The sequence below is a fragment of the Burkholderia sp. AU31624 genome, assembly GCF_020420065.1.
Classification (GTDB): Bacteria; Pseudomonadota; Gammaproteobacteria; order Burkholderiales; family Burkholderiaceae; genus Burkholderia.
Genome location: NZ_JAIZRT010000002.1, coordinates 373,386 through 390,191, shown reverse-complemented (window position 1 = coordinate 390,191; position 16,806 = coordinate 373,386). Strand labels below are relative to the sequence as shown.

Sequence of the window (16,806 nt, the reverse complement as noted above, 5' to 3'; positions counted from 1 at the left end):
TTGTTCGATACGCCAGTGCGGAGCAGTCTCGGTACGGCTGCCACCGAGCGCAGCAAACGGCGCTGCCACAGGTACCGACACGCACGTCTGTTCGGCCGTCGCGGTCAGTTGGTAGAGCAGGTGGGCATATCAGGCTCCGTCCTCGGCACGCGTCATGTCGTTCAGCCGGAGCAAGCTAGTGCGCAATGCCATGCGTCGGTCGGGGCACGTTCGATGCGCGCTCACGTCAACGACGCGCGCAAATCGGTCAGTGTGATCATGACTGTCATAGGGTCCAGCGGCGACGGCTCGAATCCGACCTGCAGATAGAAGCGCTGCGCGTCGGCCGACAGTGCATGTGCGAGCAGCCCGCGAATCCCGATGGTGTCGGCCGCCTGCATGACCCGTAGCCCGGCGTCACGCAGCAGCCCGCGGCCCAGTCCGCGGCCCTGCCAGGCCCGGTCTACCGCGAGCCTGGCCAACACGACGACCGGTACGGGGTCCGGCATGTTGCGGCGAAACCGTCCGGGTGCGGCCGCAACATCCACCGCACCAGACGCTAGCGCGTAGTAGGCAACGACGCGCTGGTCATCACACACCACGAAGGTACGTGACGCGCCGCTCACGTGGTTACGCAGGGCTCTCCGCTTGAGCCAATCGTCCAGGTTCGGCTCACCCGAATCGAAGGCGTCCAGGGCGCCCGCCTGCGCATGTTCCAGCGTAATCTGGGTGGGCGCGCGCAGCGTCATGCGACGGGGCCGCCCGAGCCGTCCCACGGCGCGGGCGTCTGCATCGTGCGCCGCAACTGGGGATTCGGCGCCGGTGACGCATCGAGCCGCGCGACGAACGCGGCATACGCGTCGGGACTGGCGCGCACCAGCGTCGCCTCGAGCAGGGTTTCCTCAGCGGCCGCGCGGGCGGCGGACAGGATGAAGTCGGTGCGGTTCTGCCCGCGTGCGGCGGCCGCGCGATCGATCAGGTCGCGTTCGTCAGGCTGCACGCGCAAGTTCAGGGTGTCGCGCTTGGTCGGGGGGCGATGGGTAGCGGACATGGAGGAGCCTCCGGTCAACAACAGTGCTTGGATACCCATATTGTACTGACATTGTCAGTACGATTCCACCGACTATCAAGGTTCAGAACGCGGCCTACGTGTTTTGACACGTTAAACACAATGCCGCTAATGCCCTTTAGCGGCATTGAAAGAATCGAAAGAAAAACCCGGCCGGGGCATACAAGGCGGGAACAGAATCCGTCCGCGACTATCGCGCCCTGTTCCGGCGCATAGTTGGCTAGCGACCAGGCGGCCGGATCGGCCCAGCCAAGTTGCTTGCATCTTCGCTACCCTCTCCGAACGGTGCCTAAACGTGTGGCAGTACGCGCTCACCCCGCCAGCAGCTTCAACCCCGCCGGCAGCGTTTCGCCGAACACGCGCACCGTGTCGGCTTCGTCGAACGCGATCGCTTCACGGACCATGTCGATCCAAGCCGCCGACGCATTCGCGGCCGACAGGCGCTTGATCACGGCCTCGCGTGTGTCGTCCGGCAAATCGCGCGAACGGTCTCCGGTCATCCGCGCAATCTGTGCAGCCGCGAACGCCGCCGGCTCGACCTGTTTCCAGTCGAGCGCGAACAGCGCATCGAGCCAGCCGGTGGCGACTTCCGCCGGTACGACACTGTGCGCACTACCGTAGAACGGCCGGCGCGCACCGATACGCCCAAGTGCCCACGCGCACAGCGTGCGCTCCGCCGGCTTCTGCAATTGCGCGATCAGGCGCTCGGCCAGCTCGACCTTGCGTTCAACGGGCAGTCGCTCAAGCGACGCGGACAACCGCGTCATATCGGCCGGTCCGACCTTGCCCGGATCGAACGGCAGCTTGCGCCGCTTGTCGTCGGTCGGTTCGAGGAACGCGATCGCGTCGCGCACCTGCGTCTGCGCATCGTCGTCGAGGCCGCCGGCCACGCGCCGCCACAACGTCCACCACTCCGACCACACCTGAGCGTCGGTCACATACTGAATCCCGTCGTCGAACAGCGGCCACAGCTGCTCGATGCGCCATGCATCGAGCGGATGCCCGAACCCCGGACGCAGGCAATAGCCGGCCAGGTTCAGCCACGCACGTTCGTGATCGGCCGAGCGCCGCCGCCGACGTGCGCGCGCGAGCAACGCATCGAACAATTCACGCGCGAGCGCGACGTCCCACGCTTCGCGCGCACCGAGCACCTGCTCGAGCTGCGCGCGCAGCCGGCGCGTATCTTTCGGCGTGACGCCGGCGGCCTTGCTGCCGAACGAGCGCTCGATCAGTTCGAGCGCCTGATCGAGCCGCGGGTGCCGCGCGAGCGCAGCGTCGTCGCCCTGCACGGGCGCATCGCCGCGCAGCTGGAATTCGAGCCGCCAGCGGCGCGACGCATCGTCGGTCGCGATGCAGTGCATTTCGAGCGTGCCGACCTCGGTCAGCGACGCGGTGAGCTTCACCGGTGTTTCGCGCGCATCGCCGCCCACTTTTGCGTCGACGACCGTCGCGATCGGCGGCAGCCGCACGAAATCGCCGCCGTCGAGATCGACGAGATCGCCGGGCCGATACGCGGTGTCGGCCACCGTGGATACGAGGTGGAAACGCACCGGCTGCCCGAGTTGCAGCGCGAACGTGTGATCGTCGAGCCGGATCTCGTGGCCCTCCTCCGTGCCGCGCGGCAGCAGGCACACGCCACGCGCGGCCGCGCCTTCGGCGCCATCGTCGAGCACGAGGAAATAGCTGCGCGCGGACCCGCCGCCGATGCGCGGCGCATGCCCCGCACGCGCGAGCCCGTAGGCCACCGCACCGCGTGCGACCGCGACGTCCGGATGCGCGTTGTGCAGCACGTCGAGCGGCGCACCGCGCCACGCGCCGAGCGTCTGCGCGAGACGGCCGGCGAGCGCGCCCGCGCGGAACACGCCGCCGTTGAGCAGCAGCGTGTCGGGCAGCGGGCCTTCCGCATGCCGGTTCAGGAACGCGGCGACGTGCCGCGTGACGGCCGCGTCGCTCGCATACGGCAGCCCGAATTCGACGATCGCGGCGCGCGCACGGCGCGGCAGTTCGCCGGCTTCGACCTGCGGGAAGAAACCGTCGACGACGATCTGCTCGGCTTCCTGCCGCGTCAGCTCGGTCGAACGCGCACCGCCGACGAGCTTGCTGCCCGCGCCGAGCAGCGTGACGTTGACGGATTCGGGGGCATCGTCGCCGAGCAGCCGCTCCTTCGCGGCGCGGCAACGCTCGACGAGCTGCGACAGGCTCGCGGCGGACAGCCGCGTGCCGGGCTCGGTCAGCCGCGACTCGACCAGGCGCGCGAGCGCGAGGTCCATGTTGTCGCCGCCGAGCATCAGGTGGTTGCCGACGCCGACGCGCGTGAAGGTCGGCTCGCCGTCGCCGCCCGGCGCGACATCGACGAGCGTGAGATCGGTCGTACCGCCGCCGACGTCGCAGATCAGCACGCGGCGCGCAGCGGCAAACGTCTCGCGCAGCGTGTCGCGCTGCCCGTACAACCAGTCGTAGAACGCGGCCTGCGGCTCTTCCAGCAGCCGCAGCGCGGGCAGCTTCGCACGTCGCGCGGCCTCGACCGTCAGCGCCCGCGCGCCGTCGTCGAACGACGCGGGCACCGTCAGGATCACATCCTGCTTCGCGAGCGGTGCGTCGGGAAAACGGGCATCCCATGCGTCACGCACGTGCGCGAGATAGCTCGCGCTCGCATCGACCGGCGACACCTTGTCGACGTCGTCGGCCGCGCCCCACGGCAGGATCGCCGCGAGCCGGTCGACCGACGCGTGCGACAGCCAGCTCTTCGCGCTCGTCACGAGCCGGCCCGGCACCTGCGCGCCGAGCGTGCGCGCGTAGCGGCCGATCACGGCCGGCGTCGCACCGGCCGCGCTCGCTTTCGCGTGGGCCGCCCACGGCAGCCGCAGCGTATCCGGCGGCAGCTCGCCCGCCGCCGGGTGATAGCGCACCGACGGCAGCAGCGGCTGTGCCGCCACCGCGCCGGGGCCGACCAGCTGCTCGACGTCGAACACGCGGATCGCGTCGGAACCGGCCTCGACGTATGCGACGACCGTATTGCTCGTGCCGAGGTCGATCCCGACCGTATAGCGCTTCATCGCGCTCAGGCGGCGCCGCGCACGTCGAACTCGACCTTCCAGCGCTCGTCCGTGCCGCTCGGGATCGCCTCGAGTTCGAGCGTGCCGGCTTCTGTCACGCGCGCATGCAGCTTCACCGGCACGACCTCGCCGACGGTGCGCCCTTCGGCGGGCAGCGTCGCCTGGATTTCCTCCAGCTCCTGCAGCTCTTCCGGCGACCAGTAGTCGAGCAGCGTGCCGACCTGGTCCTGACGGCGCACCGACGACCCGAAGAAGCGGAACTGCACCGGTTCGCCGACGACGAGGCCGAACTCCTGCGGCGGCAGTGCCGCGTCCGAGCCCTCCTCCATCCCGAACGGCGCGACGCACAGCGCCTGCACCGGCGGTTCGAGCCCCGGCACGGCCGGCATCGCCGATTCGATCGCGACGTAGTACGCACGCGCCGTGCCGCCGCGAATGCGCACGCCGCGGCCGCGCTTCACGTAGCCGTAGTACGCCGCGCCGCGCGCAACCGCGAGATCGAGATCCGCGCCTTCGAGCAGGCGCGCGGGCGGCGCACCTTCAGCGGCGAGCCAGCTGTTGAGCGTATCGAGCACGCGCTGCGTGAGCAGCGTCGACTTGAACACGCCGCCGTTGAACAGCACGGCGGTCGGATGCAGGAACGTCGCGCCCTGCGGCAGCGTGCGCTGCACGCCGTCGAGCGAGTCGAGCGCCGCGACCTGGCGGCCGAGGAACGCCGCGAGATGGCGCGTGATGCCCGCGTCCTGCGCATACGGCAGGCCGAGCTGCGTCAGGCCGACGCGGGCGCGGCTCACCGGGCGCGCGGCCGCGTCGACTTGCGGGAAGAAGCCTTCGAGGATCGTCTGCGTGAGTTCCGCGCGCGTCAGCTCCGTGCGGATCGACCCGCCGATCAGCTTCGAGCCGCGGCTCGGCACGACGAGCGGCACCGCGTCGGTCGTCGGGTCGGACAGCAGCGTTTCCTTCGCGGAACGGCACGCGTACGTGAGCGCGCGCAGTTGCCACGGATCGGCCTGCGTGCCCTGCTGCGCGAGCTTGCGCGCGACGATGTGCGCAAGCGCGAGGTCCATGTTGTCGCCGCCGAGCAGGATGTGCTCGCCGACCGCCACGCGATGCAGTTCGAGATTGCCTTCGCGCTCGACCACCGCGATCAGCGACAGGTCGGTCGTGCCGCCGCCGACGTCGACGCACAGGATCAGGTCGCCGACCTGCACCTGCTTGCGCCAGCCGCCCTGGCTCTTCTGGATCCAGCTGTACAGCGCGGCCTGCGGCTCCTCGAGCAGCGTCATCCGCGAGTAGCCGGCGGCGCGGGCGGCCTCGGCCGTCAGCTCGCGCGCGGCCGGGTCGAACGATGCGGGGATCGTGACCGTCACGTCCTGGTCGGCGAACGGCGCGTCGGGATGCGTGTGGTCCCACGCTTCGCGCAGGTGCGTCAGGTAGCGGATCGAGCTTTCCAGCGGCGACACGCGCGCCACTTCCGGCGGCGCATCGCTCGGCAGGATCGCCGCGCGGCGGTCGACACCCGGGTGGCACAGCCAGCTCTTCGCGCTCGACACGAGGCGGATCGGGGTGCCGGCGCCGCGCGTGCGGGCCATCTCGCCGACCGCGAAGCCGCGCGAGGCCGTCCACGGCAGCGTCAGGTCGCCCTGCGTGAGTTCGCTTTCATGCGGCAGGTAGAGGAACGACGGCAGCAGGTCGCGCGACTCCAGCGCGCCGGGCGCGGTGAGCTGCGCGATCGGCAGCACCTGCTGCGTGATGGTTTCGCCGTCGCTCGCGGCGCTGTCGACGTACGACAGCGCGCAATGGGTGGTACCGAGATCGATGCCGATCGAATAGCGCGGATCGCTCACAGTTCCACCTCCGCCGGTGCGACGACCGACGCGTCGTGGCTGCCCGTCAGCTTCGGCAGGCGCACGTCGGCGACCCGCCAGCCGCGATGGCTGACGGTGCCCGTGAACGGCGCGGCGCCGACCACGTTGCCGGTCACGCGCACGGCCGTCGCGTCGAAGCCGGCCGGCAGCGTCACGCGGCTGCCTTCGGCTTCGTCGCGCACCGGCACGATCGTGAAGTGTTCGCGCAGCGCGGCACGGCAGCCGTCGTGCACGAGGCGTGCGGCCGCGCCGATGTCGGCGTCCGCGTAGCCGGCGATGTCTTCCTCGACGAAGTCGATGAAGCGCGCATCGCGCTGCAGCAGGCCGAGCAGTTGCAGCGCGGCCTGCGGGCTCGCTTCGCGCAGCTCGGGTGCCGGCGCCTTCACGGGCGCGGCGGCAGGCGCCGGGGACGGCGCGGGGGCCGCGGCGGGGGCCGGCGCGACCGGTGCCGGGGCGCCATCGCGCACGCGCAGCACGCCGGCCGCGAACTCGCGGTTGCCGAGCACGGAGAAAAACGTGCCGACGGCCAGCGACAGCCGGCCGAAGAAGGACAGGTTGGATTCGGGCATGGGGTCTGGACTCCTGTGGGCTCGCGACATGACGAGCGTTTCTTGCCTGGGCGCCCGGCGGCGGCGTGCGGATGGCGCACCGCCGCCGCCCGGCGCGTGATTCGGTCGCGCCCTCGCGGGTGCGGAAAACCCGTATTTTGCCCTGTGGCGGGCGAACCGGGCAGAAGTTGGGGGACAGAACATCGCGACGCAGCGTTTTCGGCCACGTCGGCGCGCACATGGCGCGACGCCCGGCCGCGATGCTGCGGCGCGTCAGCGCGGCTTGCGCCGCTTCGCGTGCTTCGCCTCGAAATCGCGCGACAGCATGCCGAGCGTGACTTCGCCGAAGCGGGCGAGCAGCGTCGTCTCGGCCTCCTTCAGCGTGGCCGACAGGTGCGCATTGACGGCCTGCTCGACCAGGCATTCGGCCTCGTCGTCGGTCACCAGATCGGAGAACAGCGGCGGCTCGCCCACCGCGCGATAGACGTCGAGCAGCGTGATGTCGTCGAGCGCGACGCTCAGCACCCAGCCGCCGCCATGCCCCTTCTCCGACTGCACGTAGCCGCAGTCGCGCAAGCCGCCGAGCAGGCGCCGCACGACGACCGGGTTCGTGCACAACATCGTCGCGATCGCGTCGGACGTCATCGGGCCATCGGCCTGATCCATGTGGATCAGCGCATGCAGCATGCGCGACAAGCGGCTATCGGTTCTCACGGGCGGCGCCCCTCTCTCGAAACTTTTGAAGTTGCGTGAATGATACCATCGCCCTATCATGCAACTTCTCGTGTTTCGTGAGTTGGTTTGAGTTGAGTTTGAGTCGACCACCGTCGGAGCACGTCCGTCATTCACGCAGGTTCAGGAAAGGAGTGGAGGCATGCATGACCATCATGAAGTGATCGTGATCGGCGGCAGCTTTGCGGGGCTGTCGGCCGCGATGCAGCTTGCGCGGGCGCGCCGCCGCGTGCTCGTGATCGATGCCGGCCAGCCGCGCAACCGCTTTGCCGCGCACGCGCACGGCTTTTTCGGGCAGGACGGCAAGCCGCCCGCGGCCATCGTCGAGGAAGCCGCCGCGCAGCTCGCCGCGTATCCCACCGTGCAGCGGATCGCAGGCGACGTGCGCACGGCCGAGCGCGATGCGGACGGCCGCTTCCATGTGACGCTCGCCGACGGCAGCCGGGCGAGCGCCGACCGGCTGATCCTCGCGACCGGTATCCGCGACGCGTTGCCCGCGCTGCCGGGGCTGGCGGAACGCTGGGGCGCGAGCGTGCTGCATTGTCCGTACTGCCATGGATACGAGGTGAGCGGCCAGCGGCTCGGCGTGCTCGCCACGCATCCGCTGTCGGTGCATCAGGCGATCCTGATTCCGGACTGGGGCCCGACGACGTGGTTCACGCAGGGTGTAGTCGAGGCGAACGAAGAAGAAGCCGCGTTGCTCGATGCGCGCGGCGTGCGCATCGAACGGTCGCCGGTCGTGGAAATCCTCGGCGATGCGCCGCGAATCGAAGCGTTGCGGCTCGCCGACGGGCAGGTCGTGCCGATCGATGCGCTGTTCGTCGGCGCGCACACGGCGATGGCGAGCGATCTCGCGCAGCAGCTCGGCTGTGCGTTCGACGACGGGCCGCTCGGCCCGGTCGTGCGCGTCGATGCAATGAAGCAGACGAGCGTCGCCGGCGTGTTCGCGGCCGGCGACGCGTCGACGCCGATGACCAACGCAACGTTCGCATCGGCGTCGGGCGTGATGGCCGGGGTCGCCGCGCACCGGTCGCTGATTGTCGGGCTCGGCCGGTAACGGTGCGTGGCGTCGCGGGCCGTGTGATTCGAAGCGGCCGGGCAATCCGATTCGATGCGCGACCGACGCGATCCACCGCCGCACCGATGGATTCGCGTCGCGATGTGCGGTTTAATGCTCGGCACACCCAGCATTAAGAGACACGAAATGCTCGACCTCGACGACCTTCGACTCGTCCGCGCGATCGGCACGTCGCGCTCGCTGGCCGCGGCCGCGCGGCTGCTCGATCTCACGCCGCCCGCGGTCACGATTCGCCTGCAGCGGATGGAAGCGCGATTGAACGCCCGGCTCGCCGTGCGGCAGCCGAAAGGGATCGCGTTGACCGACGAAGGGCAGCGCCTGTACCAGGAAGCCGTCGACATCCTCGAGCGCGTGGAGGCGCTGCCGGTCAGCATCTCGGGCGACCACGGCGACGTGCGCGGCACGCTGCGCGTCGTCGCCCCGCTCGGCTTCGGCCGCAAGTACGTCGCGCGGATCGTGCGCGACGTGCAGCGCGCGCATCCGAAGCTCGACATCGCGCTCCACCTGTCGGAGAGCCCGTTGACCAGCGCGCCGGGCGCCGACGTGGTCGTTCATGTCGGCAGCCTCAAGTCGTCGTCGTGGATCGGGTATCCGCTCGCGCCCAATGACCGCTTTCTGTGCGCGAGCCCCGCCTATGCGCGCCGCATCAAGGAACTGAACCATCCGTCCGACCTGGCCCGCTACGACTGCCTGTGCCTGCGCGAGAACGACGAGGACATCCCGCGCTGGCGCTTCTCGCAAGGCGGCGACGTCAAGGGCGAACCGCGCCGGTCCGCCGTGATCCGCGTGACCGGCGCGCTGTCGTCGAACGACGGCACCGTCATCACGGAATGGGCGCTGGCGGGGCTCGGGATCGTCGAGCGCTCCGAGTGGGACGTCGCGCCGCTGCTGGCGAACGGCAAGCTCGTCCGGTTGCTGCCCGACTGGCACCTGCCGCCCGCCCCCGTGACGGCGCTGCTGCCGTCGCGCACCGGCCGCTCCGCGCGGCAACGGGTGTTCCTCGAAGCCGCGACACGGTTGCTCAGCCCGCCGCCGTGGCGTGGCAACGCGTGAGCCGCGCCGCGCATCCACACGATTCAGTCGATCCAGTCGATTAAGCAGCGTTTAATGCCGGATTAGCGATGCGTTAAACCCGAGATTCATCCACGGCCCTACAGTGTTCACATCGTTCACATCGGCAACCCTCCGAGGCAACGCATCGTGGATCTTCAAACCCTCAACACCCCGGCCGCCCTGATCGACATCGGCCGCATGCAGCACAACATCGGCCGCATGCAGGCGCATCTGGACGCGCTCGGCGTCCGGTTCCGGCCACACGTCAAGACCACCAAGAGCACGCAAGTCGTCGATGCCCAGATCGCGGCCGGCGCACAGGGCATCACGGTGTCGACGCTCAAGGAAGCCGAACAGTTTTTCGCGCACGGTATCCGGGACATCGTCTACGCGGTCGGCATGGTGCCCGCGAAGCTGGGCCAGGCGCTCGCGCTGCGCCGGCAGGGCTGCGACCTGAAGCTCGTCGCCGACAGCCTGCCGGCCGCACACGCGATCGCCGAATTCGGGCGCGCGCACGACGAGCGCTTCGACGTGTGGATCGAGGTCGACGTCGACGGCCACCGCTCCGGGATTCCGCCCGACGCCGACCTGCTGATCGACGTGGGCCGCGCGCTGGTCGACGGCGGGATGGTGCTCGGCGGGGTGTTGGCACACGCGGGCTCCAGCTACGAATACAGCACGCCCGACGCACTGGCGGCGATCGCCGAGCAGGAACGCAGCCGCACCGTGCGGGCGGCGGAGCGCCTTCGCGCTGCCGGGCTGCCCTGCCCGGTCGTGAGCATCGGCTCGACCCCCACCGCCCTCGCGGCGGAACATCTCGAAGGCGTGACCGAAGTGCGCGCCGGCGTGTACGTGATGTTCGACCTCGTGATGCACAACATCGGCGTGTGCGACCTGTCCGACATCGCGCTGTCGGTGCTGACCACCGTCATCGGGCACCAGGAAGAAAAAGGCTGGGCGATCGTCGACGCCGGCTGGATGGCGATGAGCCGCGACCGCGGCACGCAGCGCCAGGCGCACGACTTCGGCTACGGGCAAGTTTGCACCGAACACGGCGACGTGCTCGGCGACTACGTGATGAGCGCCGCCAACCAGGAGCACGGGATCGTGTCGCGTGCAGGCACGCCCGACGCCGGCATCGCGCAACGGTTTCCGATCGGCACCCGCCTGCGCATCCTGCCGAATCACGCGTGCGCCACCGGTGCGCAACATCCCGAATATCAGGCGATCGGCGAAGACGGCGGCGCGCAGACGTGGCCGCGCTTCTACGGGTGGTGAGCAAAACCGCGCACCCGTGCCGCCCCGTCGATTCATTGACTCTTTGTCCAAACTTGGACAAAATTTAAACCACCCCGATTTGCCTGGCGCCGAAAGCGCTTGCCCCGAACATGCCGACCGACGACCGACTCCTGCTTCTCGACCGCGATACCGTCGCGCCCGCCCTCCAGGCCGCGCAAGTGACGGCGGCCGTTCGCGAAGCCTTCGTGCTGCACAGTCAACGGGCCGGACGCGTGTTCCCGGTGGTGCGTGAGAAGCTGCACACCGGCGGCGTGTTCGGCATCAAGTCGGGCGATGTCGCGAATCAGGACCTGCTCGGTTTCAAGGCGGCCGGATTCTGGCCCGGCAACCGCGGGCTCGGCGGCGAACCGCATCAGGCCACCGTCGCGCTGTTCGACCCGGCTACGGGCCGCCCGCTGTGCATCATGGACGGCAATGCGATCACCACCGCGCGCACCGGCGCCGCCGGCGGCCTCGGTCTGCAACTGCTCGCGCGACGCGACAGCACGCGAATCTGCGTGTTCGGCACCGGCGTGCAGGCGCGCGTCCAGCTCGACTACGCACTGGGGCTGCTACCGCAACGGTGCACCGTGCAGTACGTGAGCGCCAGCGGCGAGCCCGACCCGGCGTTCGAATCGGCCTTCCGGGAACGATGCACGATCGGCGTGGCGCGCGACCGGAACGACGCGGTGGCCAACAGCGACGTGGTGATCACGGCAACGCCCGGCGGCGGCCCGCTGTTCGATGCGGACGCGGTGCAGCCGGGCACCCACCTGACCTGCGTGGGCGCCGACACCGCCGGCAAGCGCGAGCTGCCGGCCGGCGTGCTGGAACGCGCGCGGATTGTCGTGGACGATCACGACCAGGCGCGCAGCATCGGCGAGTGCCAGTGGGCGCCGGATTTGCCACGCACGGAAATCGGTGACATCCTCGCGGGAACCGCGACGGTCGACCGCGCGCCGCACGAGATCACCGTCTTCGACATGACCGGGCTCGCGCTGCAGGACCTGACCGTCGCACGCTTCCTGTATCGGCAGGCCCTCGAAAACGGCACCGGAATCGCCATTCCGTGGCCCTGGTAAACGAAACGCCCCGTCAACCTCCATGCGTCTCACCCAAGTTTCCGCGCTCTCGTTCGACCTGGACGACACCCTGTGGCCGTTCGGGCCATCCGTCGTACGGGCCGAAGGGGAGCTTCGCACGTGGCTGATCGAGCACGCGCCTGGTACCGAGCGGGTGCTGCCCACGCAGCAGGCGCTCAGCGACTTGCGTGAGGAATACGAACGATTGTGCCCCGACCTCGCCGGCGACTTCCGCGCGATGAGAATCGGCTCGATCCGGCTTGCGCTGGAGCGCGCGAACGAAGATGTCGCGCTCACCGACCGTGCGTACGCAGCCTTCTATGCCGCGCGCAACCGGGTTGAATTCTATGAAGATGCGTTGCCGGCGCTCGCGTGGTTGAGTGCGCGGTTTCCGTTGATCGCGGTGACCAACGGCAACGCGGACCTGCGGCTGACCGGCGGCGGCGAATTCTTTCGTGCGACGCTCAGTGGGCAGGCGTTCGGCGTCGCGAAGCCGGAGCCCGGGATCTTCCATGCGGCGGCGGAAGCGCTCGACGTGCCACCGGCGGAACTGCTGCATGTCGGCGATGACTACCACCTCGATATCGTCGGCGCATTGAACGCGGGGCTGCAGGCGGCGTGGGTGGTGCGCGATACGCACCGGGAAGCGGAGCGCGTGCAGCAGCAGGCCGCGACCCCGCACGTCACGCTCAGCGACCTGTCGATGCTGTGCCGCATGCTTGGCGGGCCTGACGACGTAGTGTGAGCCCCTGCGTGCGCCGCGTGCGCGACGCACGCGTCACCCTCCTGAAACGCGCAAGACCGCCGCTCGCCGAACGCACCGACGCAGCGGTCGGCCATGCCGATGCAGCGCATGACCGGCCGCCGAACGTTCACGCCGCCTTGCGCGCGTCCGCGATCCGCTGCGGTGCCTTCGGCCGCGCATACAGCCGTTCGAGATACGCACACAACTGCGGAAACGATTCGATCAGGTTGCACTCACCCGCCCAGTCGATCAGGTAAGCCGTCACGCAATCGGCCACCGTCAGCGTATCGCCGACGATGAATTCGCGGCCTTCGAGATGCTTGTCGAGGATCGCCGCCATCGTCCTGAAATCGTCGCGCGCCAGTTCGATATCGGCCGGCGAACGCTTCTCCGGCGGATAGATGAACGAGTGCCGCGTGATCCGCCACAGCGGCTGCTCGAGCTCCGTCACCGCGAACATGACCCATCGGTACGCCTCGGCCCGCAGCGCCGGATCGTCCGGCAGCAACGCCTTCTCCGGGTACTTGTCCGCGAGATACAGCACGATCGCGGCCGATTCGGGAATCACGAGATCGCCGTCCACCAGCACGGGCACCTTGCCGGCCGGATTGAGGCGCAGGAATTCGGGCCGCTTGTGTTCGCCCTGGAGCAGGTTCACCGAGATGAACTCGAAATCGGCATCCAGTTCCTTCAGCCCCCACAGCGCGCGTTGCGAGCGGGTGCCGGCAAATCCGTAAAGCTTCATCGCCAGTCTCCATCCAGAATGTCGGGAAAACGTCCACCTGCCGGCCACGGCGCATCGCCGATACACGGCGCCGGGCCTCGCCCGCCGTTCACGCGCCGGGAATCGGCAGCACCGGCATCACGTCGATCGCCACGCCCGGGAACAGCGTGAAATGCGGATGGCCTTCGAACAGCGCGGCCGCGGCTTCGTGCGAGGCCGCCCGCACGACGGTGAAGCCGCTCATCGCGTTCGCCGTGTCCTTGACGCCGGCGGCATCGATGGTCTTCGTCTTGCCGAGCGGGCCGCCCATCTCGACGATCGCGTCGCGATGCCGGTCGACCCACGCATGCCATGCGGCGATGCCGTCGCGCTCGCGCGTGCGCCGCTCCTCGTCCGGCAGCGCCATCCACGCCTTCATCGCCGGGCTATCCTTCGTCCCGAGAAATACCGCGAGATACAACTGCTGTTGAGCACTCATGTGTCCCCTCCGGTGACGGACGCGACGGGCTGCCGCGCCTCGACCTTGACAAGATAGGTTGATATCAACACAATTGCAACATGGCACGAAAAGAAAAGCTCCCCTTCGAAACGACGCTGATGGTGCGCGATTGCTGCCTGTGCCTGCACATGCAGCGCGCGGCGCGTAATCTTGCGCGGATCTTCGACGATGTGCTGCGCCCGCTGGAGCTCACCAACGGCCAGTTTTCGCTGCTGATGTCGCTGAACCGGCCCCAGCCGGCACCGATGAAATCGGTCGCGTCGCTGCTCGCGATGGACCGCACCACGCTCACGGCCGCGCTGAAGCCGCTCGAGCGGCGCGGCCTGGTCACGATCATCCAGGATCCGGACGACCGGCGCAGCCGCCTGCTCGAACTGACGCCGGCCGGCCACGACCTGCTGGCCGCGGCGTTTCCGCTGTGGCAGCAGACGCATGCCGAGATCGAACGGCCGTTCGCGCCGGGGGAAGTCGATCAGTTGCGCGGCCAGTTGCGCGCGCTGTCGGTCGATCCGGCCGCGCGCGACTGAACCGGACCGGCGCGCGGATCGCCGCGGCCACGCGGCTTACTTGCGGCCCTTCTTCGGCAACAGCAGTTGCGCGAATTCCTGCAGGAAAGCCACGGGCCCATGCGCATGCAACGCCTGCCCGCTGCTCAGCGCGCCGTCGATCACGGTCGCAAGCCGCAGCGCGAAGGTTTCCGGCTCGTCGACACCCATCGCATCCGCCAGCTCGGTCAGCCGGCGCCGCAATTCCTGCTTGTGCGCGACGGCCACCTTGCGGGCCGGATGGTTGCCGTCCGCGTATTCGGCGGCGATGTTGATCTGCGGGCAGCCGCGATAGCCGGGGCGCGCAATGCGCTCGCCGATCCATTGCAGTTGCGCATCCAGTTCCTCGCGCGGCGTGCGCCGGTACTGCGCGGCCACCGCATCCCAATGCGCCCAGAAATCGGCGTCCTCGCGCAGCAGGAACGCTTCGATCAGGTCGTCCTTCGTCGTGAAGTAACGATAGAGGCTCGTCTTCGCCACGCCTGCCTGCGCGACGATCAGGTCCACGCCGACCGCGCGCGTACCCTCCCGGTAGAACAGCTCGCTGGCCGTTTGCAGAATGCGTTCGCGCGTATCGGGCGCGCTCCCTGGTGTACCCGTTTCCTTTTTCATCCCGACCCGGCCTGGCTGGCCGCCCACTCCCGCAACAATGATCCGATCATAGCACCGCGTGCTTGACGACGCTACAGGTCTGTACTATAAAACAGACCGTTCTGTATCGGAGTAGATCATGGATGATCGAATGACGGTTGCAGTCTATGGCGCCACGGGTCATACCGGGCGGTTCGTCGTCGCCGAACTGGCCCGGCGCGGCCTGCGCGCGATCCGCATCGGGCGCGATGCCGCGCGGCTCGCGGAGGACGGCGGCGATACGGCGCTCGCGCTCGCACGCGTCGCCGCGATCGACGATCCTGCCGCGCTCGACGCCGCGTTGCGCGGCGCGGCTGCGGTCATCAACTGCGCGGGCCCGTACCTCGATACCGCATTGCCGCTGGCCGACGCGGCGCTGCGGGCCGGCATCCCCTATCTCGACCTGACCGCCGAGCAGCCGTCGGTGCTGGCGCTGGCCGAACACAGCGACGCGCGGGCGCGCGCCGCGGGCGTGACCCTCGTGCCGGCCGCTGCGTTCTATGGCGGCCTGGCCGACCTGCTCGTCACGGCCGTCGTGGACCCGCACCAGCCGATCGAGCGCGTCGATATCGCAACCGGCCTCGACCGCTGGCACCCGACGCGCGGCACGCGCGTGACGGGCGAACGCAATCGCGCGGTGCGGCTCGTGCAGATGAACGGCAAGCCGACACCGGTGCCGTCGACCGCACGCGAACGCGCATGGCCGTTCCCGCCGCCGATCGGCCGCGTCGACGTGACGCTGCTGCCGTTTTCGGAAGTGATGACACTGTCGCGTCACCTGCGCATCGATACGATCGAATCGTGGCTCGCCACCGTCGCGCTGCGCGACGTGCGCGATGCCGCCACGCCGCCGCCCGAGCCGACCGACGAGACGGGCCGCTCGGCGCAGCAGTTCGCGATGGACGCGATCGTCGTGCAGGGCGGCACGACGCACCGCGCGACGGCGTCCGGGCAGGACATCTACGCGGTCAGCGCACCGATCATCGTCGAGGCGGCCGTGCGCCTGATCGCGGGCGACACCGTGGTGTCGGGCGGCGTGCGCAGTCTCGGCGAGCTGTTCGACGCGCGCGATTTCCTCGCGGCGCTCGATACGGTGGCAGTATCGTTCGGCACGACAACCGATCCGGTTTTCAACCAGGAGACGCAAGCATGAGCAGCAATGAGAAGGGTGCATATTTCCGTTCGCTTCACCGTGCGGGCCAGCCGCTGGCGCTGTTCAACGTATGGGACGCCGGCAGCGCGCGCACGGCGGCCGATGCGGGCGCCGTCGCACTGGCGACCGGCAGCTGGTCGGTCGCGGCGGCGAACGGTTTCGGCGACGGCGAGCAGATGCCGCGCGCGCTGATGATGGACGTGCTCGAGCGAATCACGCGCGCGACCGACCTACCCGTCACGGTCGATCTCGAAAGCGGGTACGGCGAGCGGCCGGAAGATGTCGCCGAAACGATCGCGCTCAGCATCAAGGCCGGCGCGATCGGCTGCAACCTCGAGGACAGCTTCCCGGCGACGGGCCAATTGCGCGACGTCGACGCAGCGGCGGCTCGTCTCGCGGCAGCCCGGCAGGCCGCCGATCGCGCGGGCGCCGACTACTTCATCAACGCGCGCACCGACGTGTTCTTCACGGCGCCGGCCGACACGCACGACGAACGCCTGCTCGACGCCACGCTGGCCCGCGCACGCGCGTATGCCGCGGCCGGTGCCGATGGGCTGTTCGTGCCGGGGCTGGGCTCACCGGCGCTCATTCGCGCACTGACGGCCGCGTCGCCGCTGCCGGTGAACGTGATGCGCGTCACGGAGACGCCGACGCTCGCCGAGTTCGCGGAATACGGCGTGGCCCGCATCAGCCACGGACCATATCCGTACCTGCAGGCGATGAAGGCGCTGGCGGAGCTGGTCAGGCAAGGCGGCTGACCGCTTCGC

17 protein-coding genes are annotated in these 16,806 nt (G+C 69.3%); 8 read left to right on the top strand and 9 right to left on the bottom strand.

Annotation, left to right across the window (positions count from 1 at the left end; genetic code table 11):
* Positions 1-221 precede the first annotated feature (221 nt).
* From LGM89_RS07040 to LGM89_RS07015, 6 genes are all read right to left on the bottom strand, one after another.
* Positions 222-728, bottom strand: a complete 507-nt coding sequence (locus LGM89_RS07040) for a GNAT family N-acetyltransferase (RefSeq protein WP_226272681.1) — start codon at positions 726-728, stop codon at positions 222-224.
* Positions 725-1,030 carry a DUF1778 domain-containing protein gene (locus tag LGM89_RS07035; RefSeq protein WP_089497656.1) on the bottom strand — a complete coding sequence of 102 codons (306 nt, stop codon included), beginning with the start codon at positions 1,028-1,030 and terminating at the stop codon, positions 725-727. Before LGM89_RS07035 ends, LGM89_RS07040 begins: the two co-directional genes overlap by 4 nt.
* Before the next feature lie 329 nt (positions 1,031-1,359).
* Positions 1,360-4,104, bottom strand: coding sequence for an Hsp70 family protein (locus tag LGM89_RS07030; protein ID WP_226272680.1), 2,745 nt, complete (start codon positions 4,102-4,104; stop codon positions 1,360-1,362).
* Positions 4,105-4,109: 5 nt separating this feature from the next.
* Positions 4,110-5,951 carry an Hsp70 family protein gene (locus tag LGM89_RS07025; protein WP_226205542.1) on the bottom strand — a complete coding sequence of 614 codons (1,842 nt, stop codon included), beginning with the start codon at positions 5,949-5,951 and terminating at the stop codon, positions 4,110-4,112.
* Positions 5,948-6,541, bottom strand: a complete 594-nt coding sequence (locus LGM89_RS07020) for a DUF2760 domain-containing protein (RefSeq protein ID WP_089497659.1) — start codon at positions 6,539-6,541, stop codon at positions 5,948-5,950. The genes LGM89_RS07025 and LGM89_RS07020 overlap by 4 nt, the downstream gene beginning before the upstream one ends.
* A 252-nt stretch (positions 6,542-6,793) precedes the next feature.
* Positions 6,794-7,234 (bottom strand): RrF2 family transcriptional regulator, encoded by a 441-nt coding sequence (locus tag LGM89_RS07015; protein ID WP_089497660.1) that lies wholly within the window; start codon positions 7,232-7,234, stop codon positions 6,794-6,796.
* 160 nt (positions 7,235-7,394) lie between these two features.
* On the opposite strand from LGM89_RS07015, the gene LGM89_RS07010 reads away from it, so the two are divergent.
* The 5 genes from LGM89_RS07010 to LGM89_RS06990 all read left to right on the top strand — a co-directional run bounded on the left by LGM89_RS07010 (position 7,395) and on the right by LGM89_RS06990 (position 12,488).
* Positions 7,395-8,309: an NAD(P)/FAD-dependent oxidoreductase gene (locus LGM89_RS07010; RefSeq protein ID WP_226272679.1), complete on the top strand. Its 915-nt coding sequence runs from the start codon at positions 7,395-7,397 to the stop codon at positions 8,307-8,309.
* A 147-nt stretch (positions 8,310-8,456) separates the two neighbouring features.
* Positions 8,457-9,383, top strand: coding sequence for a LysR substrate-binding domain-containing protein (locus LGM89_RS07005; protein ID WP_089497662.1), 927 nt, complete (start codon positions 8,457-8,459; stop codon positions 9,381-9,383).
* Between the two features lie 147 nt (positions 9,384-9,530).
* Positions 9,531-10,661 (top strand): DSD1 family PLP-dependent enzyme, encoded by a 1,131-nt coding sequence (locus tag LGM89_RS07000; RefSeq protein WP_089497663.1) that lies wholly within the window; start codon positions 9,531-9,533, stop codon positions 10,659-10,661.
* Between the two features lie 110 nt (positions 10,662-10,771).
* Positions 10,772-11,743 (top strand): ornithine cyclodeaminase family protein, encoded by a 972-nt coding sequence (locus tag LGM89_RS06995; protein WP_226272678.1) that lies wholly within the window; start codon positions 10,772-10,774, stop codon positions 11,741-11,743.
* A 22-nt stretch (positions 11,744-11,765) separates the two neighbouring features.
* Positions 11,766-12,488, top strand: coding sequence for an HAD family hydrolase (locus LGM89_RS06990; RefSeq protein WP_226272677.1), 723 nt, complete (start codon positions 11,766-11,768; stop codon positions 12,486-12,488).
* Positions 12,489-12,615: 127 nt separating this feature from the next.
* Here the strand turns inward: LGM89_RS06990 and LGM89_RS06985 are convergent, their stop codons facing one another.
* Positions 12,616-13,233 carry a glutathione S-transferase family protein gene (locus LGM89_RS06985; RefSeq protein WP_226272676.1) on the bottom strand — a complete coding sequence of 206 codons (618 nt, stop codon included), beginning with the start codon at positions 13,231-13,233 and terminating at the stop codon, positions 12,616-12,618.
* Positions 13,234-13,321: 88 nt separating this feature from the next.
* Entirely contained in the window at positions 13,322-13,690 is a 369-nt protein-coding gene (locus LGM89_RS06980; RefSeq protein ID WP_089497667.1) for a hypothetical protein, read from the bottom strand.
* 80 nt (positions 13,691-13,770) lie between these two features.
* On the opposite strand from LGM89_RS06980, the gene LGM89_RS06975 reads away from it, so the two are divergent.
* Complete coding sequence (locus tag LGM89_RS06975; RefSeq protein WP_089497668.1) at positions 13,771-14,238, top strand: MarR family winged helix-turn-helix transcriptional regulator; 468 nt, start codon at positions 13,771-13,773, stop codon at positions 14,236-14,238.
* Positions 14,239-14,274: 36 nt separating this feature from the next.
* Here the strand turns inward: LGM89_RS06975 and LGM89_RS06970 are convergent, their stop codons facing one another.
* Positions 14,275-14,868, bottom strand: coding sequence for a TetR/AcrR family transcriptional regulator (locus tag LGM89_RS06970; protein ID WP_089497669.1), 594 nt, complete (start codon positions 14,866-14,868; stop codon positions 14,275-14,277).
* Positions 14,869-14,986: 118 nt separating this feature from the next.
* Between LGM89_RS06970 and LGM89_RS06965 the strand changes: the two genes are divergently transcribed.
* Positions 14,987-16,039 (top strand): saccharopine dehydrogenase family protein, encoded by a 1,053-nt coding sequence (locus LGM89_RS06965; protein WP_226272675.1) that lies wholly within the window; start codon positions 14,987-14,989, stop codon positions 16,037-16,039.
* A complete protein-coding gene (locus LGM89_RS06960; RefSeq protein ID WP_226272674.1) occupies positions 16,036-16,797 on the top strand; it encodes an isocitrate lyase/PEP mutase family protein in 762 nt (253 codons plus the stop codon). The genes LGM89_RS06965 and LGM89_RS06960 overlap by 4 nt, the downstream gene beginning before the upstream one ends.
* Positions 16,798-16,806 lie beyond the last annotated feature (9 nt).